The 23,954-nt window shown below is 73.3% G+C and carries 27 protein-coding genes; 12 read left to right on the top strand and 15 right to left on the bottom strand.

What is annotated here, in order from left to right:
* Positions 1 to 93 precede the first annotated feature (93 nt).
* From ASD18_RS15620 to ASD18_RS15635, 4 genes are all read left to right on the top strand, one after another.
* Positions 94 to 453 (top strand): cupin domain-containing protein, encoded by a 360-nt coding sequence (locus ASD18_RS15620; RefSeq protein ID WP_056094117.1) that lies wholly within the window; start codon positions 94 to 96, stop codon positions 451 to 453.
* Positions 454 to 458: 5 nt separating this feature from the next.
* Positions 459 to 842, top strand: coding sequence for a nuclear transport factor 2 family protein (locus ASD18_RS15625; protein WP_056094120.1), 384 nt, complete (start codon positions 459 to 461; stop codon positions 840 to 842).
* Positions 843 to 882: 40 nt separating this feature from the next.
* A complete protein-coding gene (locus ASD18_RS21780) occupies positions 883 to 3,717 on the top strand; it encodes a BTAD domain-containing putative transcriptional regulator (RefSeq protein WP_056094123.1) in 2,835 nt (944 codons plus the stop codon).
* A gap of 68 nt (positions 3,718 to 3,785) precedes the next feature.
* On the top strand, positions 3,786 to 5,420 hold the full coding sequence (locus tag ASD18_RS15635; protein ID WP_056094126.1) for an MFS transporter: 1,635 nt from the start codon (positions 3,786 to 3,788) through the stop codon (positions 5,418 to 5,420).
* A 5-nt stretch (positions 5,421 to 5,425) separates the two neighbouring features.
* Here the strand turns inward: ASD18_RS15635 and ASD18_RS15640 are convergent, their stop codons facing one another.
* Complete coding sequence (locus ASD18_RS15640; RefSeq protein ID WP_235522426.1) at positions 5,426 to 6,562, bottom strand: bifunctional 2-polyprenyl-6-hydroxyphenol methylase/3-demethylubiquinol 3-O-methyltransferase UbiG; 1,137 nt, start codon at positions 6,560 to 6,562, stop codon at positions 5,426 to 5,428.
* Positions 6,563 to 6,662: 100 nt separating this feature from the next.
* On the opposite strand from ASD18_RS15640, the gene ASD18_RS15645 reads away from it, so the two are divergent.
* On the top strand, positions 6,663 to 7,235 hold the full coding sequence (locus ASD18_RS15645; RefSeq protein WP_056094129.1) for a DinB family protein: 573 nt from the start codon (positions 6,663 to 6,665) through the stop codon (positions 7,233 to 7,235).
* A 16-nt stretch (positions 7,236 to 7,251) separates the two neighbouring features.
* On the opposite strand, the gene ASD18_RS15650 is transcribed toward ASD18_RS15645, so the two are convergent.
* The 4 genes from ASD18_RS15650 to ASD18_RS15665 all read right to left on the bottom strand — a co-directional run bounded on the left by ASD18_RS15650 (position 7,252) and on the right by ASD18_RS15665 (position 10,317).
* Positions 7,252 to 7,575 (bottom strand): hypothetical protein, encoded by a 324-nt coding sequence (locus tag ASD18_RS15650; protein WP_156388038.1) that lies wholly within the window; start codon positions 7,573 to 7,575, stop codon positions 7,252 to 7,254.
* 35 nt (positions 7,576 to 7,610) lie between these two features.
* Positions 7,611 to 8,273, bottom strand: a complete 663-nt coding sequence (locus tag ASD18_RS15655) for a hypothetical protein (protein ID WP_056094139.1) — start codon at positions 8,271 to 8,273, stop codon at positions 7,611 to 7,613.
* Between the two features lie 18 nt (positions 8,274 to 8,291).
* Entirely contained in the window at positions 8,292 to 9,797 is a 1,506-nt protein-coding gene (gene gtfA, locus ASD18_RS15660) for a sucrose phosphorylase (RefSeq protein ID WP_056094141.1), read from the bottom strand.
* A gap of 85 nt (positions 9,798 to 9,882) precedes the next feature.
* On the bottom strand, positions 9,883 to 10,317 hold the full coding sequence (locus ASD18_RS15665; protein WP_235522427.1) for a MarR family winged helix-turn-helix transcriptional regulator: 435 nt from the start codon (positions 10,315 to 10,317) through the stop codon (positions 9,883 to 9,885).
* Between the two features lie 70 nt (positions 10,318 to 10,387).
* Between ASD18_RS15665 and ASD18_RS15670 the strand changes: the two genes are divergently transcribed.
* Positions 10,388 to 11,014 carry a maleylpyruvate isomerase family mycothiol-dependent enzyme gene (locus ASD18_RS15670; RefSeq protein ID WP_056094144.1) on the top strand — a complete coding sequence of 209 codons (627 nt, stop codon included), beginning with the start codon at positions 10,388 to 10,390 and terminating at the stop codon, positions 11,012 to 11,014.
* A gap of 11 nt (positions 11,015 to 11,025) precedes the next feature.
* Positions 11,026 to 11,400, top strand: a complete 375-nt coding sequence (locus ASD18_RS15675; protein ID WP_056094148.1) for a DUF1304 family protein — start codon at positions 11,026 to 11,028, stop codon at positions 11,398 to 11,400.
* A 7-nt stretch (positions 11,401 to 11,407) separates the two neighbouring features.
* Here ASD18_RS15675 and ASD18_RS15680 read toward each other — a convergent pair whose 3' ends face one another.
* The 7 genes from ASD18_RS15680 to ASD18_RS21090 form a co-directional block, all read right to left on the bottom strand.
* Positions 11,408 to 12,730 carry an NAD(P)/FAD-dependent oxidoreductase gene (locus ASD18_RS15680; protein WP_056094151.1) on the bottom strand — a complete coding sequence of 441 codons (1,323 nt, stop codon included), beginning with the start codon at positions 12,728 to 12,730 and terminating at the stop codon, positions 11,408 to 11,410.
* Between the two features lie 48 nt (positions 12,731 to 12,778).
* Complete coding sequence (locus tag ASD18_RS15685) at positions 12,779 to 13,705, bottom strand: RNA polymerase sigma-70 factor (protein ID WP_235522428.1); 927 nt, start codon at positions 13,703 to 13,705, stop codon at positions 12,779 to 12,781.
* 16 nt (positions 13,706 to 13,721) lie between these two features.
* Entirely contained in the window at positions 13,722 to 14,462 is a 741-nt protein-coding gene (locus ASD18_RS15690) for an SDR family oxidoreductase (protein ID WP_056094155.1), read from the bottom strand.
* 92 nt (positions 14,463 to 14,554) lie between these two features.
* Positions 14,555 to 15,793, bottom strand: coding sequence for a YibE/F family protein (locus ASD18_RS15695; protein ID WP_056094157.1), 1,239 nt, complete (start codon positions 15,791 to 15,793; stop codon positions 14,555 to 14,557).
* A 30-nt stretch (positions 15,794 to 15,823) separates the two neighbouring features.
* Positions 15,824 to 16,744, bottom strand: a complete 921-nt coding sequence (locus tag ASD18_RS15700) for a S1C family serine protease (protein WP_056094160.1) — start codon at positions 16,742 to 16,744, stop codon at positions 15,824 to 15,826.
* 59 nt (positions 16,745 to 16,803) lie between these two features.
* Positions 16,804 to 17,619 carry a class I SAM-dependent methyltransferase gene (locus ASD18_RS15705; protein ID WP_056094163.1) on the bottom strand — a complete coding sequence of 272 codons (816 nt, stop codon included), beginning with the start codon at positions 17,617 to 17,619 and terminating at the stop codon, positions 16,804 to 16,806.
* A 93-nt stretch (positions 17,620 to 17,712) separates the two neighbouring features.
* Entirely contained in the window at positions 17,713 to 17,853 is a 141-nt protein-coding gene (locus ASD18_RS21090; protein ID WP_156388039.1) for a hypothetical protein, read from the bottom strand.
* Between the two features lie 210 nt (positions 17,854 to 18,063).
* On the opposite strand from ASD18_RS21090, the gene ASD18_RS15710 reads away from it, so the two are divergent.
* The 3 genes from ASD18_RS15710 to ASD18_RS15720 all read left to right on the top strand — a co-directional run bounded on the left by ASD18_RS15710 (position 18,064) and on the right by ASD18_RS15720 (position 19,548).
* Positions 18,064 to 18,327: a GlsB/YeaQ/YmgE family stress response membrane protein gene (locus tag ASD18_RS15710; protein WP_056094167.1), complete on the top strand. Its 264-nt coding sequence runs from the start codon at positions 18,064 to 18,066 to the stop codon at positions 18,325 to 18,327.
* A gap of 198 nt (positions 18,328 to 18,525) precedes the next feature.
* Positions 18,526 to 19,326 carry an SDR family oxidoreductase gene (locus ASD18_RS15715; RefSeq protein WP_235522448.1) on the top strand — a complete coding sequence of 267 codons (801 nt, stop codon included), beginning with the start codon at positions 18,526 to 18,528 and terminating at the stop codon, positions 19,324 to 19,326.
* Between the two features lie 39 nt (positions 19,327 to 19,365).
* Entirely contained in the window at positions 19,366 to 19,548 is a 183-nt protein-coding gene (locus tag ASD18_RS15720; protein WP_056094174.1) for a hypothetical protein, read from the top strand.
* 18 nt (positions 19,549 to 19,566) lie between these two features.
* Here ASD18_RS15720 and ASD18_RS15725 read toward each other — a convergent pair whose 3' ends face one another.
* On the bottom strand, positions 19,567 to 20,235 hold the full coding sequence (locus ASD18_RS15725; protein ID WP_056094176.1) for a helix-turn-helix domain-containing protein: 669 nt from the start codon (positions 20,233 to 20,235) through the stop codon (positions 19,567 to 19,569).
* A gap of 105 nt (positions 20,236 to 20,340) precedes the next feature.
* On the opposite strand from ASD18_RS15725, the gene ASD18_RS15730 reads away from it, so the two are divergent.
* On the top strand, positions 20,341 to 21,147 hold the full coding sequence (locus ASD18_RS15730; protein WP_056094180.1) for a class I SAM-dependent methyltransferase: 807 nt from the start codon (positions 20,341 to 20,343) through the stop codon (positions 21,145 to 21,147).
* A 22-nt stretch (positions 21,148 to 21,169) separates the two neighbouring features.
* Positions 21,170 to 22,303, top strand: a complete 1,134-nt coding sequence (locus tag ASD18_RS15735; RefSeq protein WP_056094182.1) for an alpha/beta hydrolase — start codon at positions 21,170 to 21,172, stop codon at positions 22,301 to 22,303.
* Here the strand turns inward: ASD18_RS15735 and ASD18_RS15740 are convergent.
* On the bottom strand, positions 22,300 to 23,208 hold the full coding sequence (locus ASD18_RS15740; RefSeq protein WP_056094185.1) for an ABC transporter permease: 909 nt from the start codon (positions 23,206 to 23,208) through the stop codon (positions 22,300 to 22,302). The two genes, ASD18_RS15735 and ASD18_RS15740, sit on opposite strands and share 4 nt — an antisense overlap.
* Positions 23,198 to 23,923, bottom strand: coding sequence for an ABC transporter ATP-binding protein (locus ASD18_RS15745; protein WP_235522449.1), 726 nt, complete (start codon positions 23,921 to 23,923; stop codon positions 23,198 to 23,200). The genes ASD18_RS15740 and ASD18_RS15745 overlap by 11 nt, the downstream gene beginning before the upstream one ends.
* Between the last annotated feature and the right edge of the window lie 31 nt (positions 23,924 to 23,954).

Consider the following 23,954-nt stretch of genomic DNA (forward strand, 5'->3'; position numbering starts at 1 on the left):
GTGAGAGTCATTGACACCTACCTACTAGAAGGTCAGGATAGCAGGAAGGGTTCATACCGGGGCAGAGCGCCCCGCCGACGAGGAGGTCGGACGATGCAGGAGACCGCGCACAAGACGTTCCAGGCACCCGACGAGACGCGGGAGTTCCCGCACGGCAGAGCCGAGATCGTCACGGTGGGAGACAGCGAGGTCGGGCGCCTCGTGTTCGAGCCGGGCTGGCGGTGGTCCGTCGACGTGCAGCCGATCGCAGGCACCCCCAGCTGCGAGGCGCCGCACTTCCAGTACCACGTGAGCGGTCGGATGGGGATCCGCATGGACGACGGCACCGAGATGATCGCCTCCGCCGGCGACGTCACCTCGCTGCCGAAGGGCCACGACGCCTGGGTGCTCGGTGACGAGCCCGTGGTCGTCGTCGACTGGTACGGCGCGAGCGACTACGCCCGGCAGAGGTGAGCCCGATGAGCGAGGACGAGAACCGGGCGGTGGTCGAGCGGCTCATCCAGTGCCTGAACGACCGCAAGATCGAGGTGATGGACGACCTGTTCCACGAGGACGCCGTGATGGACTGGCCGCAGTCGGGCGAGAGGATCGTCGGCGGTGACGCCCGGCGCGGGGTCTACGGCGCGTTCCCCGTGCTGCCGACGATCACCCCGCGGCGGATGCTCGCGGCGGGTGACCTGGTCGTGGCGGAGGCGACGCTCGACTACGACGGGCCGGTGTTCCACAGCACGTTCATCTTCGAGCTCCGGGACGGGAGGATCGCGCGGGAGACCGCGTACTGGGCGGAGCCGTTCGACCCGCCCGGGTGGCGGTCGCAGTGGGTGACGCTCGGCGCCGAGTAAGGGACGGACACCGGACGAACCGCCCTCGTAGCATCGGCGCATGGAGGTCGGGGTGCTCGGCCCGCTCGAGCTGCGTGAGGACGGCAGGACCGTCGCGGTGCTCGGGGCCCAGCAGCGTGCCCTGCTCGCGGTGCTCGTGGCTCGGCGGGGGCGCGTCGTGCCGGCCGAGGTGCTGATCGAGGCGCTGTGGGGCGAGGACCCGCCCAGGACCGCCACGCACACGCTGCACACCCACGCCTCCCGGCTCCGGCGCACCCAGGGGATCCCGCTGCGGGCTGTCGACGGGGGCTACCTGCTCGAGCTCGAGGCGGACCGGGTCGACGGCGCGCGGTTCGAGGCGCTCGTCGCGGACGCGGCCGTGAGTCCCGCGTCGGACGCGGCGAGGCTGCTCGAGGAGGCGCTGGCGCTCTGGCGTGGGGCGGCGTTCGGCCGGGCCGCGGACCTCGTGGCGGTGCGGGGCGAGGCGCTGCGGCTCGACGAGGCCCGGTCCGCCGCCCGGGAGCAGCTCGCCGCCGCGCTGCACGCGGCCGGTCGGTCGGCCGAGGCGGTGGCGGTCCTGGAGGAGCTCGTCGCGGACGAGCCCTACCGGGAGACCGCGTGGACGCAGCTCGTCCGCGTGCTCACGGCGGCAGGCCGGCCGGCCGACGGGGTCGCGGCGGTGGCCAGGGCGAGCGCGAGCCTGGACGAGCTCGGGCTGCGGCCGTCGGCCGACCTGCGGGCCGCGCAGCAGGAGGCGTTGCGAGGCGGCCCGGCACGGGCGACCGCGCGCCCGTCCCTCCCGGTGCCCGCGTCGACGCTGGTGGGCCGCGAGGCGGACGTCGCTGCGGTGGACGACCTGGTCGGCACCCAGCCGCTCACCACGCTCCTGGGCCCCGGAGGGGTCGGCAAGACGCGGGCGGCCCTCGAGGTGGCCCGCCGCCGCGCGGGCCGGCACCGGGCGGGCGTGCGGCTGGTGGAGCTCGCCACGCTGACCGACGGCGCGGCGGTGCCGGCGGCGACGGTGGCGGCGCTGGAGCTGTCGGGGGAGGGCGGCACCACCTCGACCATGCTGCGACGCGCGGGGACGCTGGACCTGCTCGTCGTGCTGGACAACTGCGAGCACGTCATCGAGGCGGTGGCGGCGGTCGTCGAGGACCTGCTGGCGGCCGGGGGACCGCTGCGGGTGCTCGCGACGAGTCGGGAGCGGCTCGAGGTGGCCGGCGAGCGGGTGTACGCCGTGGCGCCGCTGGCGGTCGACGGCGACGACCCGTCGGCGCGCCGGCTCTTCGTCGAGCGCGCACGGGCGGCGGGCGCCTGGAGCGCCGAGCCGGACCCGGCCGAGCTGGACCGGGTGGTCCGCGAGCTGGACGGGCTCCCGCTCGCCCTCGAGATGGCCGCGGCCCGGGCGGCGACGGTCGGGCTCGCCGACCTCGCGGACCAGCTGGAGGTCGACGCGGCGCGCCTCGAGCACCCGGGCCGCGGCACCGCCGCACGGCACCGCACGCTCGCGTCGGTGATCGCCTGGTCCTCCGCGCTCCTCGACGACGCCGAGCGCTCGGTCCTGGCCGACTGGCCCGTCTTCGCCGGCCCGGTGCGACCGGCCGACGCGACGGCGGTGCTCGAGGCCGGCGCGGACGTCCCGGACCGCCTCGTGCGGCGGTCGCTGCTGGCCCTGGACGTGCGCGACGGCCGCACGCGGTACCGGATGCTGCACACCGTGCGCTCCGCCGTGCTCGACGCGGCGCCCGTGCGGCCGGCGCTGCGGCGTCGGCACGCCGACTGGTTCCTGCGGGTGGCCACCGAGGCCGACGCTGCGCTGCGCACGTCGGCCGAGCCCGAGGCCTGCGCCCTGCTCTCGGTGCAGGTGGCGGACCTGCGCGCGGCGCACGCGTGGGCGCGGGGGGCCGACCCCGCCCTGGCGGCGCGGCTGTCGGGGGCGCTGCACGTGCACGCCACGGGCACCATGAACGACGAGATCCTGGGGTGGGCCGCCCGGCTCGGTCCGGTGCTCGACGACCACGACCCGTCGGGCGCCGCCGCGCAGGTCTCGGTCGCGGCGCGGCTCGTGGTCGGCGGCGAGCTGCAGGCGGGGGAGCACCGGGCGCGGCGGGCGCTGGAGGTGGCGCCCGACGACCGCGTGCGGATCACCGCGCTCGAGGTGCTGGGCGACGTGGCGCTCTACGACGGCCGGCTGGAGGACTCGGCGGCGCTGGGTCTGCGCATCGTCGAGCTCGCCCGGTCGCTGGACGACCCGCACTATGTGATGACCGGGCTCAGCTACCCGCTCCTGTGCGCGTCCTACGCGGGGCGGCACGACGAGGCGCAGGAGTGGCTCGCCCGGACCCGGGAGGAGCTCGGGAGGTTCGACGACCTCGGCCCGACGGTTCTGGGCAACCTCGCGTACGCCGCGGGCGAGATCGAGATCGAGCACCGTCCGGCGGTCGCCCTCGCGCACCTGGAACGGGCGGCAGCGCTGGCCGAGCAGTCCGGGTGCACCTTCCTCGGCGGGATCGCGCGTGTCTCGGCCTCGTCGGTCCGGGCCCGGCACCAGGACCCGGCCGCGGCGATGGCCGCGTTCGACGAGGTGGTCCGCTGGTGGCTGGTCCGCGCGAACCGCACGCACCTGGTCACCACGCTGCGCAACCTCGTCGACCTGCTCGAGCGGGTGGGCGCCGACACCGCCGCTGCCGAGCTGTGGGGAGCGGTGGTCCTCGGCGGCGGTTCGGTGAGCTTCGGTGCCGAGCGTGCGCGGCTCGACCAGGCCCGCGAGCGGCTCGAGATCCGGCTCGGCGCGCAGCGGTTCGCCGACCTCGCCGACGTCGGGGCGACGCTCGACCCGGAGACGGCGGCCCGGCGCGCCCTGGCCGCCATGGCGGTCGGTCCCGCGGAGCCGTAGCGGCCAGAGCCTGCGCGGTGGTACTCCTGGACACCCGGCAGCACGCCGGAGAGGGGACACGGTGGCCGATGGCCTCTCGCACCCGCGGGGCAGCGGGACTGGTCCTGTTCACGCTCGCCACCGCGCAGTTCCTCATGACGCTGGACAGCTCGGTGATGAACGTGTCCATCGCGCAGGTCGCCGCGGACGTCGGGACGACCGTGACCGGGATCCAGACCGCGATCACGCTCTACACGCTCGTCATGGCGACGATGATGATCACGGGCGGGAAGATCGGGAGCCTGATCGGCCGGCGGAGGGCGTTCGCCATCGGCTGCGTCATCTACGCCTGCGGCTCGTTCGTCACCTCGATCGCCCAGAGCCTGCCGGTGCTGATCCTCGGCTGGTCGGTGCTCGAGGGGCTGGGCGCGGCGCTGATCATGCCGGCGATCGTCGCGCTGGTCGCCTCCAACTTCGGCACCGCCGACCGCCCGAGGGCGTACGGACTGGTCGCCTCGGCCGGCGCGATCGCCGTGGCCGCGGGGCCGCTGATCGGCGGGTTCGTCACCACGTACTGGACCTGGCGCTACGTGTTCGCCGGGGAGGTCGTCCTGGTCGTCGGCATCCTGGCGCTCACCCGCAGGATCGCCGACGCCGAGCCGGAGGAGAGGTTCCGCCTCGACCTCGTCGGCTCCGCCCTGTCGGCCCTCGGTCTCGGGCTCGGCGTGTTCGGCGTGCTCCGCTCGGGGGAGTGGGGATGGGTGCTCACGCGCCCCGGCGGGCCGTCCTGGGTGGGGCTGTCACCGACGGTGTGGCTGGTCCTGGCCGGCCTCGTCGTGCTCCGCCTGTTCGTCGCGTGGGAGCAGCACGTCGCCGCGGCAGGCCGGGAGCCGCTGCTCCGTCTGGACCTGCTCCGCAACGCCCGGCTCGTCGGCGGGCTGACGATGTTCTTCTTCCAGTTCATGATCCAGGCGGGTCTCTTCTTCGTCGTGCCGCTGTTCCTGTCCATCTCCCTCGGCCTGACGGCGCTCCAGACCGGTGCGCGACTCCTGCCGCTGTCCGTGTCGCTCCTGATCGCGGCGGTCGGGATCCCGCGGTTCTTCCCCCGGGCCTCGCCGCGCGAGGTGGTGCGCTGGGGCCTCGCGTCGTTGCTGGTCGGCATCGTCGTGCTCATGGGCGCGCTCGAGGTGGGCGCCGGTGCGGAGATCGTCACGGTCCCGCTCCTGCTCGCCGGGTTCGGGGTCGGCGCGCTCGCGTCGCAGCTGGGCGCGGTCACCGTCTCGGCGGTGCCGGACGAACTCAGCGGTGACGTGGGCGGCGTGCAGAACACGATGACCAACCTGGGCGCGTCGCTCGGCACCGCGGTGGCGGGCTCCATCCTCATCGTCACGCTGACGTCGACGCTCCTGACCGGGCTCGGCGACAACCCGCAGGTCAGCGCGGAGGTCACGGCCACGGCGCAGGTGCAGCTGGCCGGGGGCGTGCCGTTCGTGTCCGACGCCCAGCTGCAGACCGCGCTCGACGAGGCCGGGCTCCCGCCGGACGAGGTCACGGCGATCACCGAGGAGAACGCTGCGGCCCGGATCGACGCGCTGCGGGCGAGCCTCGCGGTGCTGGCGATCGTGGCCGCGCTCGCGCTCTACTTCTCCCGCCTGATCCCCACGCTCCCGGTGGGCTCCGAGCCGGTGGAGGCTGCGTCACCACCACCGGCCCGTCGCACCTGAGGCCGCTAGAGCCGGAGGCGGTAGAAGCGGAAGAAGTCGTGCTCCACCGGGAGGATCTCGACGGCCGAGAACCCCGCCGCCCTGGCGTAGTCCGCGAGCACGCTCGGACGCATGACCGTCCCCGTGCCCACGCCGCCCGGCGTCGACAGCCCGTCGGGCAGGCAGCACAGGATCGAGAACCCGTACAGCAGGCGCTCGGTCAGGTCGCCCGGCGCGGCGAACGTCTCGGCGGCGCGCTCGTCCATGACGAGGACGTACCCGTCGTCGCGGACCATCTCCCGCATCGCCGAGAGGACGCCGACGGGGTCGGGCATGTCGTGCACGCACTCGTACGCCATCACCACGTCGAACTCCCCGGACCGGGACTCGCGCAGGTCGGCGGCGTCGACGGTCGAGAACGTGACCCGGTCGTCGACGCCGTGCGCGCTCGCGTGCCGACGCGCAGCCGTCACGGACGGCTCGTCGACGTCGAACCCCTCGAACGTCGCGGACACGAACCCGCGGGCGAGCCCGATGGTCGACCAGCCCTCCCCGCTGCCGATGTCCGCCACCCGAGCGGAGCCGAGCAGGCGCGAGTGGAGCTCGGGCAGCGCGGGCACGATCTCCTGCGCGAGCTGGTGCAGGAACAGGGGCCGGTTGAACGCGGCCTGCGCGGACCGGGCGTCGGGTCCCAGCTGGGCCCAGCTGACGCCGCCGCCGTGCCGGTACGCCTCGACGAAGTCGTCGAACCGCCGGCCGGCCGCCACCGCGAACCCGGCCAGCGGGGCGGTGTGCGCTGGGCTGTCCGCGTCGGTGAGCACCTCGACGGCTCCGGGGGCGACGTGGAACCGGCGCTCCGTGGGCGCGGCGGTGTCGTCGTCGACCAGCAGGTAGCCGGTGACCGCCTGCTGCTCGAGCCACTCCCGGGCGTAGCGCTCCTGGGTGCCGGTGCGGTGCGCGAGCTCGACGGACGTGAGCGGTCCCTCGTCGATCAGCGCCTGGTACCAGCCGAGCGTGCGGCCCAGATGGAGCGCGAGGACCTCCATGGCGCCGAGGGTGGCCGCGACGACGCGCGTCGAGAACACCTCCACGTCGGCGTCGGAGGCGGGCGTCTCGAACAGGTCGGTCATGCCGGCGGTGCTGGTCTGCGTGGTCGTGCTCATGGTTCCTCCCGGTCGGGTGCGGTCTGCGATGACCCCAGGGTGCAGACGGCCGCTCGCAGATCGCTCGCAGCCCCCTCGCGCCGCACGGCATAGTGGCGGGATGGACGACAAGGAGACCCTGCACCGCTACCTGCGGACGCAGCGCGCCAGCCTGCTGAGCAAGCTCGACGGCCTGGACGAGTACCAGGTCCGACGGCCCATGACGTCGACCGGCACCAACCTGCTCGGCCTCGTCAAGCACGTGGCCAGCGTCGAGCTCGGCTACTTCGGGGAGGTCTTCGCCCGCCCGCCGGACCGCGAGCTGCCCTGGTTCGCCGACGACGCCGAGGTGAACGCCGACATGTGGGCGACCCCGGACGAGACGCGCGAGGAGATCGTCGCGCTGCACACCTACTCGGCCGCGCACAGCGACGCGACGATCGAGGCCCTGCCCCTCGACGCCGTCGGTGACGTGCCGTGGTGGGGCGACAAGAGCCGCGTGACGCTGCACCAGATGCTCGTGCACATGTGCGTGGAGACCGCCCGGCACGCTGGGCACGCCGACATCGTGCGTGAGCTCATCGACGGCGCCGTGGGCGGCCGACCTGACGACCCCAACATCCCGTCGATCGACTGGCCGGCCTACCGGGAGCGCCTGGAGTCCGCGGCACGGCAGGCCGGGTCGATCGCCTGAGGCCCGAGGCCTGCGGTCACCCGGGAACCCCCGCGGCTGGCGCCCGGAGCGGCTCGGCCGCGGGCACGACGCGTCGGGCGCGGCGGAGCAGCCGGATCGCGAGGAGCGACAGCGGGATGTTGACCATCGCCGGGACCCCGACCCAGTAGGAGGCCGTGAGCACGGCATACGCCGCCCACAGGCTCTCCGTCGCCAGGAGGACCACCTGGGTGGTGATCGAGATGCCCCCGAGCGCGGCCGGGGAGTGCCGTTGGCGCCAGAGGCGGACCGCCTGCGGCCACCACAACGTCAGGGAGCCGGCCGATGCCAGCAACCCGACGTACTCCACGGCGGCGCTCATGCAGAGCAGGGGCACGCGACGCGTGCGGAGATACCTCAGCCCGGCTCGGGGGCGCGGGCGCGTGCCGGGGTCAGCAGGATGGCGACGCTCAGCACCAGCACCCAGGCCGGGAACAGAAGACGTGCCCACGTGAACGTGCCGGCGACCAGCAGGAGCACCAGGGCGACGGCGTACCCGCTGAACGGGACCCACCGCGGGACGGCAGCGGTCCGGAGGGCCACGGTGCTCACGGAGAGGGTGAACACCGCGGCCATCCGCATCGCGTACACCGACACGAGCGCCTGGGTGGAACCCCGTCCGAAGGTCCAGATCGCTTCGTCGATGCTCTCGCTCGGGATCATCTGCACCAGGCTCGTCACAGTCACCGCACCCTGGAAGAGCATGGCCAGGAACAGCAGGCCGCTGCCGAGGAAGACGGTGGAGAAGAGCCGGTCCTCCACGTCTCCGAGCTGGTCACGGACGACACCGATGAACCAGAGGAAGGCGATGCCCGCGAACGGCACGAGGTTCAGGCCGATCCGGATCAGCGCCTGGCGGCCGGGGTCGGACTCCACGGACTGGAGGCTCTCGCCCGCGAGCGCGACCTGCATCATGACGAGGGCGGTGATGAGGAGGACCCCGAAGACGATGCCCGCGACCGCTGCGGACCGTCGGCTGCGCCATCGTCGCGCGGTGAGTATCGGCTCGGGCGTGGTCACGGCGACGTCCGCGGTCGGCTAGGCACGTGGGGGAGCCCCCAGCAGGTCGGACGTGCGGCCGGTCGCGCCCGTCGCGGTCGTCCACTCGATCGTCGTCGAGCTGTCGGCGAGGTCCACAGTGAGGCTCGCGGTGGCGGCGGGTCGGGCGACCCCGCGGCGGGTCAGCCGCAGCACAGAGCCGTCGAGATCGACCTCGACGCCGCCGTCGAACGCGGGCAGGGCGTTCCGGAACCGGCACAGGTCCAGCAGCGCGGCGACGACGGGCCGCGTGAGGGCGGCGTCGACCTCCTCCGACGTGTACTGGTGGCGGTTGATGTCCCGGCCGACGCCCGTGCGTGCGAGCAGGTCCACGTCGTTGCCGCCCGCGAGAGCGCCCACGTAGTACACCTGCGGGATCCCGGGGGTGAACAGCTGGAGCGCGCGGGCGGCCAGGTAGGCGCGGTCGTCGCCCCCCAGCGCGTCGTAGAACGTCGAGTTCACCTGGTAGAGGTCGAGGTTCGAGGCTGCTGCTCCGGTGGCGCGTTCCGACGCACCACCGGTGCGGTCGTGGATGCCGTGCACCAGCGCGTCGATCTGCGCAGGGTCCAGGAGGCCTGGTCGCGGCGCCTCGCCCGGCTGGACCGTCTGGTCCGGGCCTACGTCGATGACGCCGATGCCGTCGTGGGTGTCCAGGACCGTCACGGCGTTGGCCGGGCGCTCGGCCATCCAGCGGGCGAGCACGGAACCGTCTCCCGTGTAGAGGGCATGCAGTACCAGCGGGGGCAGGGCGAAGTCGTAGACGAGGTCGACGGAGCGCCCGATCTCGATCTGTCGGCGGAAGTACGAGTGGACCTCGACCAGCACGTCGACACCGCGGGCCCGTGCCTGCCCGGTGAACTCCTCGATGAACGCGAAGGTCTCCGGCGTCATGAAGCACGTCGTGCCGGGCGTCTTCACCGCGTAGCCGACGGCGTCGAGGCGCACGAGCGAGACCCCGGCGGCGGCGACGGCGTCGAGGATCGACGTGAGGTAGGCCGCCCCCGCGGTCGAGCGCACGTCGATGTCGATCTGCTGCGGCGTGAAGGTCGTCCACACGAAGCGCAGCCGGTCGCCGAGCCGGATCGGCGCGAACGGCAGGCCGGGGCGCGGCCGGTAGATCCGCGTGAGGTCCTCCTCGGTGGCGCCGGCGGGGAACACCGAGGACATGGTGAGGAACATGCCCGCGTGCGGCGAGGAGTCCCCGCGTGCCCGGACGTCGGCGAACGCGGCCGACTCGGCGGACACGTGGTTGACGATCAGGTCGACCACGGTGTCGTGCGTCCGGCCGAGCTCGCGGACGTCGTCCCAGCTGCCCAGACGCGGGTCGACCGCCGTGTGGTCCACGGGATCGAAGCCTGCGTCGGCACCGTCGTACGGGGTGAAGAACGGCAGCACGTGCACGCCACCGAACGCGCCGGCCAGCGGGCCGCGCAGCAGCCGCGTGAGCCCGGCCAGGTCACCGCCCAGGCGGTCGGCGTACGCGATCAGCAGCACCTCGTTGCGCATCGGACCGTCCTCGTCGATGCCCGCACGCCGTCGTGGCGGGACACCTTGTTCCTACCGCGCTCGGCGTCCGAGCGAAAGTCGGACGTCAGGCGTAGGTGTCCGTGATCTCCCGGAGCCGGACGAGGGTCTCGCGCAGGGCGCCCATGCGCCGCGACCCGAGGTGCTTCTCCCACTCGGCCTCGACCTCGGCGACGACCTCCGCCGCGGCCGCCTGCGCGGCCGATCCGCGCGACGTGATCCGGACCAGGCGCGCCCGCCCGTCCGCGGGGTCAGGGCCGCGTCGGACGTACCCGGCACGCTCGAGCTGGTCGACCAGGAAACCGGCGGTCTGCTTGGTCACCTGGGCCTGCTCCGCCAGGTCGGTCAGGCGCGTGCCGTTCGGCCCGATCCGCTGGAACACCCGGGCCTGCGCGAGCGTGACGTCGTCGAAGCCGGCCTCGGTGAGGGCAGCGAGCACCCGCGCCTCCATGGCCCGGTAGGGGAGGAAGAGCAGCAGACCGACGGTGGGCGGGGACGTCACACAGACTCCTTGACGATGGTCAGACTCTCTGTCTAATGTCGTCAGAGTACCGTACTAACGGAGGCGCGGGATGGACCGGGACGAGGTGTGGCGCACTGTCGGTTCCGAGCGCGCCGCGCTGGGGTCTCTGCTGGCCACGCTCGACGACGCCGCGTGGGCGACGCCGTCACTCTGCGCGGGGTGGACGGTCCGCGACGTCGCCGCGCACGTGATCTCGTCGCCGCAGGCGACCCCGGCGGACGTCCTGCGGTCGCTCGTCCGAGCGCGGGGCGACTTCGACCGTGCCATCGACGCCGAGGCCAGGCGCTGGTCCCACCGCCCGACGGCGCAGATCGTCGAGGACTACCGCCGGTTCACCGGGTCCCGCAGGCACCCCGTGGGCACCACCTACGTCGACCCGCTGCTCGACGTCCTCGTCCACACCCAGGACATCGTCGTCCCGCTGGGTCGTGTGCACCCCATGCCACCGGAGGCGGCTGCGGCGGCCGCGACCCTCGTGTGGCGCCGGTCGTTCCCGTTCCACGCCCGCCGGCGCCTCGCGGGGCACCGGCTCGTCGCCACCGACATCGACTGGTCGGCAGGCGAGGGGCAGCCGGTGGAGGGGCCCATCCAGGCGCTCCTCCTGCTCCTCACCGGTCGCACCGCCGCTGTCCGGCGGCTCCCCGGGACCCCGGTCCCGCAGCTCGCCCTCCGCTGAGGAGTCCGCTCATGAACGCGTTCGCTCAGGTCGTCGCCCTGCTGGTCTCGCTGGTGCTCATCGTCATGTGGGTCCTGGAGACCTTCTTCCACGACCGCCCGTCCCTGTACCCGATCTTCCTCATCGAGCCGCAGGACGTCCCGGCGGTGCGCATGTGGGCGGTCAACGTCGGCTTCTACAACCTGTGCTTCGGCCTGGCCGGGCTGCTCGGGCTCCTGCTCCTGCACGTCGGCGACCCGGCGGTGGGCCGGGCGTTGGTGCTCGTCGTGTGCGCCAGCCACGTGCTCCTCGCCCTGGTCCTGTACGTCTCCGAGCGCCGGCTCTGGCTCAGCGCGCTCGGCGAGGGCGTCCCGGCGCTGGCCGTCGTCGTCGCCACGCTGGCGTGACGTCGGGCTAGCGCGGGCGCGGCACCCCGCCGGTGACGAAGGCCTCGCGCGGCCGCTGGACGCTCGCCAGCGAGACGATGTCCCGCCCGAAGACGAACGACGCCACCCAGACCGCCAGCACCCGGACCTTGCGCTCCCACGTCGGGACGGCGAGCACGTGATAGCCCCGGTGCAGGAGCCAGGCCGGGAAGCCCGTGATCACGATCCGGCGGTACTGGAACACCCCGCGACCGAGCCCGAGCGTCGCGACCACCCCGAGGCTCTGGTGCACGTAGTCCTTCGGTGCCCGCCCGCGCAGGACCGCGGTGATGTTCGCGGCGAGGTGCTTGCCCTGGCGCACCGCGTGCTGCGCGTTCGGGACGGTGCGCGCGCCGGACGTCCCCGCGGCGACGTCCGGCACTGCGGCGTCGTCCCCGGCGGCCCAGGCGTCCGGGACGGTCGCGGCCTCGGTGCCGATCCGGAGGTCCGCCCGCACCCGCAGGAAGCCGCGCTCGTCGACGGGGAGGTCGGTGTGCTGGGCGACCACGGGGTTGGCGGCGTTGCCCGCGCTCCACACGATCAGCTCGGAGTCGAACTCCTGGCCGGTGGAGAGCACCACGTGCCCGTCGACGGCCGAGACCAGCTGCGTGTTCAGGTGCACGTGGGCGCCGCGCTCCTCGAGCGAGCGCACCACCCAGCGTCCGGGGCCGTCGGTGACCTCGGGCAGGATCCGGCCCGCGGCCTCGACCAGGTGGAAGCTCAGGTCCGCGAGCGTCAGCTCCGGGTACGAGTCCAGCAGGGCGGTGGCCAGCGACAACAGCTCGCCGAACCCCTCGACACCGGAGAAGCCACCGCCGACGAACGTCACGGTCAGCAGGCGCTGCCGCTCCGGGCCGGGGGGCAGGACCGAGGCGCGGTCGAAGGCGGTGAGCAGCTTGTCGCGGATGGCGACGGCCTCCTCGACGTGCTTCATGCCGATGGCCTGCTCGGCGATCCCCGGCACGGGGAACTTCCGGGTGACCGCGCCGGCGGTGATCACGATGACGTCGTAGCCCAGCTCGACGTCGTCCCCGTCGGCGGGACGGAACCGCAGCGTGCGACGTGCGTGCTCCACCCGGGTCACCTGGCCGGCGATCACCTTGGAGCGGCGCAGGTGCCTGCGCAGCGAGACGGCGGCGTGCCGGGCCTCGACCGACCCCGCCATCACCTCGGGCAGGAACGGCTGGTACGTCATGTACGGGCGCGGGTCGATGACGGTGATCTCCGCCTCGTCCGGGCGCAGCTTCTTCTCCAGGTTCCAGGCGGCGTAGAAGCCCGCGTAGCCGCCACCGACGATCACGATCCTCTGCATGTGTGTCACACCTTCTCGACCGCGCAGCGTGCCGGAACGTGACAGATGTCAGGCCGCCGGCGCGAACCGCTGCATCTTGCTCGGGCTGACCTGGATGAACACCCGCTCGATCCCGCGCGCGGAGCCGTCGAGCGTGAGGATCGCCTGCGGGCTCCCGTCGGCCGCCGTCACCAGCAGCGCGGTGCCGCCGTTGGCCTCGACGATCCGCAGGGTGGAGTCCTGCCAGTACTTGCGCAGGATGTTGTCGAGGAAGGTCACGGTGCGTGCGGCGCCGACCAGCTCGACGCGCGAGGCGTGCACCTCCCCGCCGCCGTCGGGACGGACCACGACGTCGTCGACGAGCAGGCGCTCCAGCCCGTCCAGGTCCCCGACCCGCGCGGCCGCGACGAACGACTCGAGGAGCCGGCGCTGCTGAGCCGGTGACGCCGGCGCAGACCGCTCGGACTCGAGGTGCTCGCGCGCCCGGCGGGCGATCTGCCGCGCGTTCCCCTCCGAGACGTCGAGGACGTCGGCGATCTCCCGGTAGGAGTACCCGAAGGCCTCGCGCAGCACGTACGCCGCTCGCTCCGTCGGGCCGAGCTTCTCGAGGAGGAGCAGGACGGCCGTCTCGAGCGCCTCGGCCCGCTCGGCCCCGAGGGCGGGGTCCGCGCTGGTGTCCACCGGCTCGGGCAGCCACGGTCCGATGTAGGTCTCCCGACGGGCGTGCGCCGAGGTCGTCGCGTTGATGGCGAGACGCGTGGTCGTGGTGGTGAGGAACGCCGCGGGGTTGCGCACCCCGCGGCGGTCCGTGCCCTGCCAGCGCAGCCAGGCGTCCTGCACCACGTCCTCGGCCTCCGCGACGCTGCCCAGCATCCGGTAGGCGATGCCGAACAGCCGCGGGCGCACGTCCTCGAACGCGCTCACGTCGGTGTCCGGGACGTTCGCGTTCCACCCTGCGGCGGGTGCGGCGGTGTTGTCGGCAGTGTCGCTGGCCACCGTCACAGGCTAGGGGTCACCGGGCCGTCCAGTCCCCGAGCCGCGTGGTGCCCAGCAGGGCGTCGCCGAGCGGGACGAGCGTGTCCTCCTCCAGCACCGCGCCGAAGTACGTCGCGCCGGGGTCGGTCACCACGTCGCGCGGGTCGCTCCGCTCGACGAGGAACCGGCGGCCGAGCTCGTCGAGACGGAAGCGTTCGGGTCCCGCGACCTCGACCCGCCCGTTCCTCGGCTCGCCCAGGGTGACGTCGAGCAGGGCGGCGGCCACGTCGTCGGCGGCCATCGGCTGGATGAGCACGTGCGCCAGACGGACGGTCGCGCCGTCGGTCGCGGCGTCGAGGATCCCGGCGACGAACTCGAAGAACTGGGTGGCGTGCACCAGCGAGTACGGCACCGAGGAGCTCTCGATGAGCTTCTCCTGCGCGATCTTGGCGCGGAAGTACCCGCTGTCGGGCAGCCGCTCGGTGCCCACCACCGACAGAGCGACGTGATGCCGCACCCCGGCGACGGCCTCGGCCGCGAGCAGGTTCCGCGTGGAGGTCTCGAAGAACTCCAGGACGGCCGCCGCCTCGAACGACGGCGAGTTCGACACGTCGACCACGACCTCGGCGCCGACCAGCGCCTCGGCCAGGCCCTCGCCGGTGAGCGTGTTCACGCCTGTTCCGGGGGAGGCGGCGACGGCCGCATGGCCCTGGGCGGTGAGCAGCGCGACGAGCTTCGAGCCGATCAGCCCGGTCCCCCCGACGACGACGATCTTCATGACGTGACCTCCCGGTGTCGATGACCGGCGGCGCGCCGGGCACACGTTCGACCGGACAGCCCGCCGAGACGTGACACCTGCGTCCGGGGCCGCTAGTGCGCGTGGCTGTGCCCGGCCGCCGGGCGCAGGCTGTCGGCGGGCTGGGCGAGCGCCACACGCGCGGCGATCGCGGTGGTGAACGGGATGGCGAGGATGAGCCCCATGGCGCCGGCCAGGGTCCGCACGATCTCCTGCGCGAACTCCCCGCCGGTGAGCGTCTGGGCCAGCGGCAGGCCGTAGATCTGCAGCAGGAGCAGCACGGGCAGCGACGCCCCCGCGTAGGCGAACGCGATGGTGTAGATCGTCGAGGCGATGTGGTCCCTCCCGATCCGCATCCCCCCGGTGAACAGACCTCTCCAGCTCGCCCCGGGGTCGGCGGTGCGCAGCTCCCAGACCGCCGACGCCTGGGTGATCGTGACGTCGTTGAGCACGCCGAGGCCCGCCAGGACGACGCCGCAGAGGAACACCCCGCGCAGGGCGGAGGCGCCGTTGTCACCGAGCAGGGCCGCCAGCCGGAAGTCCTCCTCGGAGGTCGCGCCCGACAGGTGCGCCGCGTGCGCACCGAGCGCCCCGAGCGCACCGACGAGGACCAGCCCGGTGAGGGTGCCCAGCAGCGCGGTGCTGGTGCGCAGCGAGAACCCGTGGGCGAGGTAGAGCACGATCGCCATGATCACGGCGGACGCACTGAGGGCGAGGACCACGGCGTCCTCGCCGGCGATGAGCCCGGGCAGGACGTACTGCCAGAGCACGACGAAGGCGATGACCAGCCCCGCGATCGCGCGCAGCCCGCGCCACCCCGCCACCAGCGCGGTGATCAGGACGAACGCGAGGGCGAGCGTGGCCAGGGGCACGCCGCGCGCGAAGTCGGACCACGCCCACGCCTCCGGGGCGCCGTCGGCGGCGGGGTAGTGCTGGACCACGATCCGTGTCCCGTCCGGCACGTCGCCGGCGGTGATGGTCGAGGTGGCCCACACCTCGATGTCCGTCCCGGCCTGCGCCCCGGAGGTGACCGTGGCGAGCACGCGCAGGCACTCCACCCGGTCCGGCTGCGTTCCGTCGGGCAGCCGGTCCTCGATGGTGGACTCGCACTGCTCGGTCCGCGTGCCGGTGACCTGCGCGGTCACGTGCTCCACGTCCACGTCGACCAGCCCGGCTCGCTGGCCGACGGGGTCGGAGCCCTGTGGCCACGTGAGCACCATGGCGACGACCGCGGCCAGGAGCAGCGGTCCGAGGATCAGGGCGAGAGCGCGGGTGGCACGGGGTCGGTCACGGGGACGCCGGTTCTCGCTCACGCGACGATTGTGCGGTACCGAACAGCTCCGTCAGGGCAGCGCGAGCTCGCGGGGGAAGACCAGCACGTCGACGAGTGCGCCGTTGCGCCAGACCGTGACCTCGATGCGCCGGTCGATCGCGTCCTCGACCATGAGCTTCTGCACGGCCGTGGCCGTCACCACGCGGTTGCGGTCGAGCTCGACCACGATGTCCCCGCGGTGCAGGTCGGCCTGCGACGCGGGGCTGCCGGGGGAGACGCCGGAGATCTGCAGCCCGGTCGGTGAACCGAGGCGCTCGGCGAGGTGCGGCGGCAGGGGCACCTGCGTGCCGGCGATGCCCAGCCACGCGCGGCGCACCCGGCCGTGCGTCATCAGGGTCGTGATGATCTCCCGCGTCGTGGCGTTGATCGGCACCGCGAGGCCGACCCCGATGCCCGCCAGCGCCGTGTTCACGCCCACCATGCGCCCGGCGCTGTCGGCGAGGACACCGCCGCTGTTGCCGGGGTTGAGGGCGGCGTCGGTCTGCACGACCTCGTCGACCACCCGTCCGGCCGCCGTCGGCAACGACCTGCCCAGCGCGGAGACGATGCCGGCCGTGACGCTCCCAGCCAGTCCGAGCGGGTTGCCGAGCGCGATCACCAGCTGCCCGACCCGCAGCCCGGCCGCGTCGCCCAGGACCACGGGCGCCGGCACGTCGCCGCGGGTCAGCAGCACGGCGAGGTCCGACAGGGGATCGCGTCCGACGACATCCGCACGCACCGTGGTCCCGTCGGTGAACGCCGCCTCGGCACCCGTGGCGCCTGCCACGACGTGGGCGCTCGTGAGCAGGTAGCCGTCGGTGGTGATCACGCTCGCGCTCCCGGCGCCGGTGCCGCGCGGGGTCCGCACGGTCAGGCTGGCGACGCTCGGCAGCACCGACTCGGCGACGGCGACGACCGTGCGGGAGTACGCGTCCAGGGGCTCCTCGTCCATGTCCTGCACAGCGACCGAGAAGTCCGCGATAGTCCCGCGGTTCACTGCGGGCGTACGCGTCACGGCCGCACGCCGAGCGTGTGCCGCACCTCCTGCACGAACGTCACCGAACCCGTCGCGTCGCGCTGCCGGTCGATCTCGGCGAGCACGTCCTCGCGCAGGCGGGCGTGGTCGCCCTGCGGCACCGCTTCCCACATCGACCGCTGGCCGTGCGACCAGGAGAACGCCAGGAACTGCTCGGGGTCGTGGAACACCGCGGTGACCTGGTCCGGAACGGTTCTGACCGTCGTCAGGCCCGCCTCGGAGAACAGCCGCTCCATGCCCGCGTCGGACGAGTACGGACCGCGCAGGCCGCGGGCGCGTGCCGCGACCAGCTCGGCGGGGAGGTGCGGCTCGAAGAGCCGGTCGACGGCCGTCCACCCGGGGTCCTTCTCGCCGAGGGTCGTCACGCCGAGGCGCCCGCCGCTGACCAGGAGCTCCGCCCACGACCTGAGCGCGGCGGCGGGGTCGGGCAGGAAGAAGATGACCAGGCTCGCCGCGACGACGTCGAAGGACGACGGGGGCAGGTCCGGCGCGCCGGCGTCCCCGATCCGCACCTCCGCCTGCGGAAGACCGGCCAGGTCGCGGGCGGCGAGCTCGACCATCCGCGGCGCCAGGTCGATGCCCAGGGCGTACCCGCCTGCTCCCACCGCCTCGGCCAGCGGACCGAGGGCTGCTCCGCGGCCGCAGCCGACGTCGAGCACGCGCTCGCCGGGCCGGGCGTCGAGCTCCGCGACGAGCCGCGCCGCGATCGGCCCGGCCCAGGGGACGCCGACCGCCTCGTAGGTGTCCGCAGCGCGGTCGAAGACGCCGACGATGCCGTCCGGTGAGCCCATGGAGCCAGCGTGCCAGCGGCAAGGGCAGGACGACCACCGGGCACAGAACGAGGCACCGAGCCCTCGTGGGCGCGGTGCCTCGCTCGTGAAGGCCTAGCGGCGCTCGGCGTTCTCCTCGTCGATGCCGTCGGCCTTGATCTTCTCGGCGTCGGTCTCCTCGACCTCCACCTCCACCTCGTGGATCACCGGGCGGTCGTCACCGGTGTCGTGGACGATCCTGTCGTCGCTGTGCATCTCGACCTCCTCGTCGCGGCTTCTGCGAGAGGCGAGCGTAGGACGGGTCCGGCGCCGGCGCGCGGCGGGAGACGCAGTGCCTGGTCAGGTGCCCCGCGGACGGCCGCTCGGAGTGGGTGCCTTTCGTTTCAGCGCGCGAACCCGTCGAAATGCCCCTAGATTCACTCGGCGCCGGATCCGACGCCTTTCACACACCGAGGAGATCACCCCATGACCCCCGCAGGAATCATCTCCGCCATCATCATCGGCGCCATCATCGGCGTCCTCGGCCGACTGCTCGTGCGAGGCAAGCAGAACATCTCGATCCTCGTCACCATCATCGTCGGCATCGTCGCCGCCCTCCTGGGCACCTGGCTCGCCGGCCTGGTCGGTGTGCAGACCACCGACGGCATCGACTGGATCGAGCTGGTCTTCCAGGTCGTCCTCGCCGCGATCGGAGTGGCGATCGTCGCGGGCTCGGGCCGTCGTCGCTGACGCAGTGCAGGAGAGCGGCCCGCCGGTGCGGCGGGCCGCTCTCTGCATCCCCCGGATGCACGCATGCGGGCGGGGGATGACGATGGGCCGTGCCGAAGCAGCCGGCGCACGGTGCCTTACCCCGCAGGAGCAGACGTGACCGAGCAGGACCAGCAGTTCCCCGCCCAGCAGCAGCAGCCGCCCGGCCTCACCGCACCGATGAGCCCCGCTCCCGACCACGGGGAGTCGAGCTACGAGGGGCACGGTCTGCTCACCGATCGCCGGGCCCTCATCACCGGCGGCGACTCCGGCATCGGCCGGGCTGTCGCGCTCGCCTTCGCCCGCGAGGGAGCCGACGTCGCCGTGGTCTACCTGCCGGAGGAGCAGGCGGACGCCGACGAGACCCGGCGGTGGGTGGAGCAGGCCGGACGGACGTGCGTGCTCATCCCGACCGACCTGACCGACGAGTCGTCCGCGCGCGGAGCCGTGACCACGGCGGTCACCGAGCTCGGTGGCCTCGACATCCTGGTGAACAACGCCGGGTTCCAGATGGCTCGTCGCGAGTCGATCGCGGACATCACGTCGGACGATCTCGACCGGACGTTCAAGACGAACCTCTACGCGCTGTTCTGGGTCACCCAGACAGCGCTGGAGCACCTGGGGGAGGGCGCTGTGATCCTCAACAACTCGTCCATCCAGGCGTACCAGCCCTCGGAGACGCTGCTGGACTACGCGTCGACGAAAGCCGCCATCAACAACTTCACGGTCAACCTGGCCGCCGAGGTGGGCTCGCGCGGCATCCGGGTGAACGCCGTGGCGCCGGGCCCGATCTGGACCCCGCTGCAGCCCGCCACCCAGTTCCCCGAGAAGGTCGAGAAGTTCGGCGCCGACACCCCGCTCGGGCGTGCCGGCCAGCCCGCGGAGGTCGCCCCCGCCTTCGTGTTCCTCGCAGCCGACTCGACCGCGTCGTACGTGTCCGGGACCGTCCTCGGTGTCACCGGCGGCAAGCCCGTCTTCTGAGGCACGGTCCGCACCTCACCCCGATGACCGGAGGTCACCATGTGGGCATTCCTGTTCAGGCGCGTCCGCCTGTTCCTCATCGCCGCGATCCTGCTGCCGGTGGTCGCGTCCTTGGCGCGCCGGCTGGCGGAGCGGCTGGAGAAGGACGGTCCCACGCGGGTCTCTCGCGGCCTGCACCTCATCGAGGGGACGGCCTACCGCGCGCGGTCCGTGCTTCGGTGAGCTCGCGCCGCCGCGGGGTCAGCCGGCACGGCTGACGTCGACGAACGGGCTCAGCCGACCCCAGCCGGCGAGCGTGCGCACGAGCCACGGAGGTCCCGTCACCGCCATCCCGCCCGCGCGCTGCGCGTGCCCGAGGCCGACCTGGCCGGTGTGCCACAGCACGAGCCATTGCGCGTCGGTCACGACCACCCCGTCCTCGACGTACCCCGGGTCCGTGGCGCACACCTCGGTCTCGTGGGCTCCGGCCACCACCCAGTACGTGCCGGGCACGGAGCCGTCGGTGAGCTCGAAGCGGACGACGACGCGGGCCCGGCCGAGCTGCGTCCGGTCGACGAGCCGGGCCAGCATCCAGAGCACGAGGTACGGGTCGTGGTGCTCGGGCTGGACGTCCCTCCACCGGGCGGCCCAGGCGCCGAGGGCCAGGCAGACGTCCGCTAGCTCGGTACCCGCCGCGGTCAGGTGATAGCTGGTCCGCCGTCCCGAACGTCGTCGCTCGACCACCCCGTCACGTTCCAGCTGCCGCAGCCGCTGGGAAAGAACACTGCGCCCCAGGCCGGGTGCGCCGTCGAGGATCTGGCCGAAGTGGACGCAGCCGACCATCAGGTTGCGCACGATGATGGGCGTCCACCGCTGGGCGAACACCTCCGCACCCAGTGCGACGGGACAGTACTGCCCGTACCCCTCCACCCCTCGAGCGTCCGCCCGGAGCGGGCCGCAGGGAAGTCCTGAAGTCGAACTTCCTCGTGCCGCACGCGCGCCGCACGCTGGACGGACGACGAGCGGGAGGCGGAGATGAGTGTTCCGGCGCGGACCCTCTGGGCACTGGGGGACTACGACAAGATCGCCGAGGTCGTCGCCGACCTGGGTGTCGACCTGGTCGCGGCGGCACGCACCGGTCCGGGGATGCGGGTGCTCGATGTGGGCGCCGGCACGGGGAACGCCACGCTCCCGGCCGCGCGGACGGGAGCCGACGTGGTGGCCGCCGACCCGACGCCCGAGCTCCTCGCGGTGGGGCGGACCCGGGCCGAGGACGCCGGCCTGGCGGTGACCTGGGTGGAGGCAGACGGGCAGCACCTGCCGTTCGAAGACGGTGAGTTTGACCAGGTGCTCTCCTGCATCGGCGCCATGTTCGCGCCGGACCACGAGGCGACCGCGCGCGAGCTTCTGCGGGTGTGCCGACCGGGCGGGACGCTGGCGCTGGCCGGCTGGACTCCCGACGGGGGACCGGGCCGGTTCTTCCGGATCCTGGGCCGGTACCTCCCGCCGACGCCCGGACCGTCGCCGACCGACTGGGGTGATCCGGTCGTCGTCGAGGGGCTCCTCGGCGCGGGGGTCATCAGGCTGTGGACCGAGGTCCGCTCGATCACCGCACGGTTCACCGGAGAGCCCGCGGAGCTTGTCGCGTTCTACCGGCAGCACTTCCCGCCGGTCGTCGCCACCTTCGCCGCCCTTGAGGGTGATGCCGAGGCGACCGAGGGGCTGGTGCGTGACCTGCTCGGGTTCGCGGAGGGGGAGAACACCAGCGGGGTCGCCGGTCGGGGGCGGTACGTGTTCGAGTACCTGCTGGTGCTGGCGACGAGGGCGTCGGGGCGGCCTTGACCGTCGGTGCAGACTGAGTGTCGTGGTCGACAGCCCCGTTCCACCACCGGCCAGCTGCCCCATCGGGTGGCAGCCGCAGGCCCTCGCACCCGTGTTCTGGGGGGTCCGCTCGCTCGGGCCGGCGGACGGTGCGCCGGTGGACCTGCGCATCTTCTTCCCGAGCCTCGACGGCGCCGTGGAGTCGGCACCGCTCCTCGAGGGGTGCGGCCGGTACCCCTTGATCCTCTTCGCGCACGGGCACTGCCAGCAGGATGCCGACCACTACCTGCGGTGGTTCCTCATCCCGGCGTTCCTGGCGCGCAGCGGCTACGTGGTCGTGGTGCCCCGGCTGGCCGGCAACGAGGGCGGCAACAACCCGTCCGTGCCGGGTCATCCGGACGAGGCCACCCTCGACGCGGTGCTCACGTGGGCGCGTTCCGGGTGGGAGCACGCCGACGTCCTCCTGCCGCCGCCGGCCACCGGCGTCGTCGGGCACAGCTTCGGGGCGATGCTCGGTGCCCGCTTCGCCGTCGGCCGTCCGGTCAGTGCCTATGCCGGACTGAGCGGCGGGTGGCAGGACTGGTTCGGGGCTAAGCCGTTCCCACTGCCGTTGCTCGACATGCCGACCCTGCTGATGTGGGGCCTCGGCTTCGACCTGTTCAGCCAGCTCACCGAGGCCCAGTGGCAGGCGATGCACCGGCCGCGGCACCGGGTCGTGTTCGACGAGGGTGAGCACTGGGACTACCTGAGCAGCCAGATCGACGTCCCGTGCCGTCCGGGGAGCGGCTCGTGCTCGGAGATCGCCGCGGCGACCGCGGACCTGCTGACCATGTTCTTCGCCCGGTACCTCCCGCCGGAGCTCGCGACGAACCTCGCCGTCGAGGTGCCGTCGTCCCTGGTGCCCCCCGACCTGGACCTCACGCCGGAGCAGGAGTTCTTCGCGGGCGGGTTCCTCGGCGGCTTCCACCGGCTGGGCAGCCGGCCGGAGTGCGGCGTGACGGTCTCGTCGGACAGCGAGCGGCTGCTGGCCAACCGGCGCACGCGCGAGACGCACTCGCTGGACCACCCGTGCGCGTGGGTGTCGAAGATCGCTGCGCGCAACCGGTGGCCGGTGGGTGCCCGACCTGCCGGCTACCACTGGTGCGACATGTGCTTCCCGAGCCGCGCGGACGGCTAGCGCGAGGAGGCCTGCCCGGTCAGTCCGCGGGAGTGCAGCACGTGCCGCTCAAGGGGGGCGAAGACCACGAGCTCGATGACGATGCCCACCAGGAAGATGAGCCCGATCGACGCGATGACCAGGGACATGTCGCTGGTCACGCGGCCGAGGTCGAGGATCTGACCCAGCCCGGTGCCGAGGCCGGTCTGCACGATCAGCTCGGCGGCCATGAGCGAGCGCCACGCGAACGCCCAGCCCTGCTTCAGCCCGCCGAGGAAGCCGGGCAGCGCGGCGGGCAGGAGCACGAAGCGGATCCGCGTCCAGCCGGTGGCGCCGAGCACCTGGCCCACGCGCAGGTACAGCGGCGGCACCTGGTCGGTCCCGGCGAGCAGTCCGTTGACGATGGACGGGACGGCGCCGAGCAGGATGACCGCGTACATGGTCGCGTCGGTGAGCTGGAACCAGATGATCGCCGCCGGCACCCAGGCCACCGACGGCAGCGACTGCAGGCCGGTGATGATCGGGCCGAACGCGCGCCGCAGCAGCGGGGAGGCGGCCAGCGACACCCCGATCGCCACGCCGACGACGACCGACATCGCGAAGCCGACCGCAGCCCGCTGCACGCTGAGGGTGACCGCACGCCAGGCCGACCCGTCCTGGATCGTGCCCAGGAGCGTCTGCCACGTGTCCGCAGGGCTGGGCAGCGCGTACGGAGGCTTGAGCTCGAGCTGGTAGGCCACCTGCCACACGACGAGGATCGCGCCGAGCGCGGCGAGCACCGGCCAGATCGCGCGCCACGCGGCAGCCCATGCCGAGGTGTGGGCCGTCTCGATCGGGGTCTCGAGGGCGTCGAGCCCCGCGGCGAGGTCGTCGTCCGTCGTGCGCCGCGGCTGTGTCGCCGCCGGGACGGATGTGTCAGTGGCCATGGCGGGCGATCTCCTGTCGCAGGTCCTCGGTGATCTCGGCGCTGAGCCGGGACACGTCGGGGTCTTCGATGCGTCGCGGCTGGGGGATATCCACCGACCACTCGCGGGCGACGCGTCCGGGACGCGACGAGAGCAGGACGACCCGCTGTCCGAGCCGGACCGCCTCGCGGACGTTGTGCGTGACGAAGATGACTGCGATCCCGGTCTCGGTCCAGATGCGCGTGAGCTCCTCGTGCAGGACGTCCCGCGTGATGGCGTCGAGCGCGGCGAACGGCTCGTCCATGAGCAGCAGGTCGCCCTCCTGGGCGAGCGCGCGGGCCAGGGCGACGCGCTGCCGCATCCCGCCGGACAGCTCGTGCACCCGCTTGGGGCCGGCGCCGTCGAGCCGGACGAGCGAGAGCAGGCGCTGCGCCTCGTCGCGGCGCTCCGCGCGGGGGATGCCGCGCAGGCGCAGGGCCAGCTCGACGTTCCCGGCCGCGGTCAGCCACGGGTAGAGGGCCGGCTCCTGGAACATCAGCGCGGGCCGGCCACCGGGCACCTCGACGGTGCCGGAGACCGGCTTGTCGAGCCCGGCCACCAGCGAGAGCAGGGTCGACTTGCCGCAGCCGGACGCCCCGAGCAGGCAGACGAACTCGCCGGGCGCGACGGTGAGGTCGATGCGGTCGAGCACCGGCGGCCGCGACGCCTCGCCGAAGTGCTGGGTGACCCCCGTCAGGCGCGCCGCGACGGCGGCCGGGGCAGTGGTG

The sequence above is a fragment of the Cellulomonas sp. Root137 genome (assembly GCF_001426725.1).
In the GTDB taxonomy this organism is placed as follows: domain Bacteria; phylum Actinomycetota; class Actinomycetes; order Actinomycetales; family Cellulomonadaceae; genus Cellulomonas.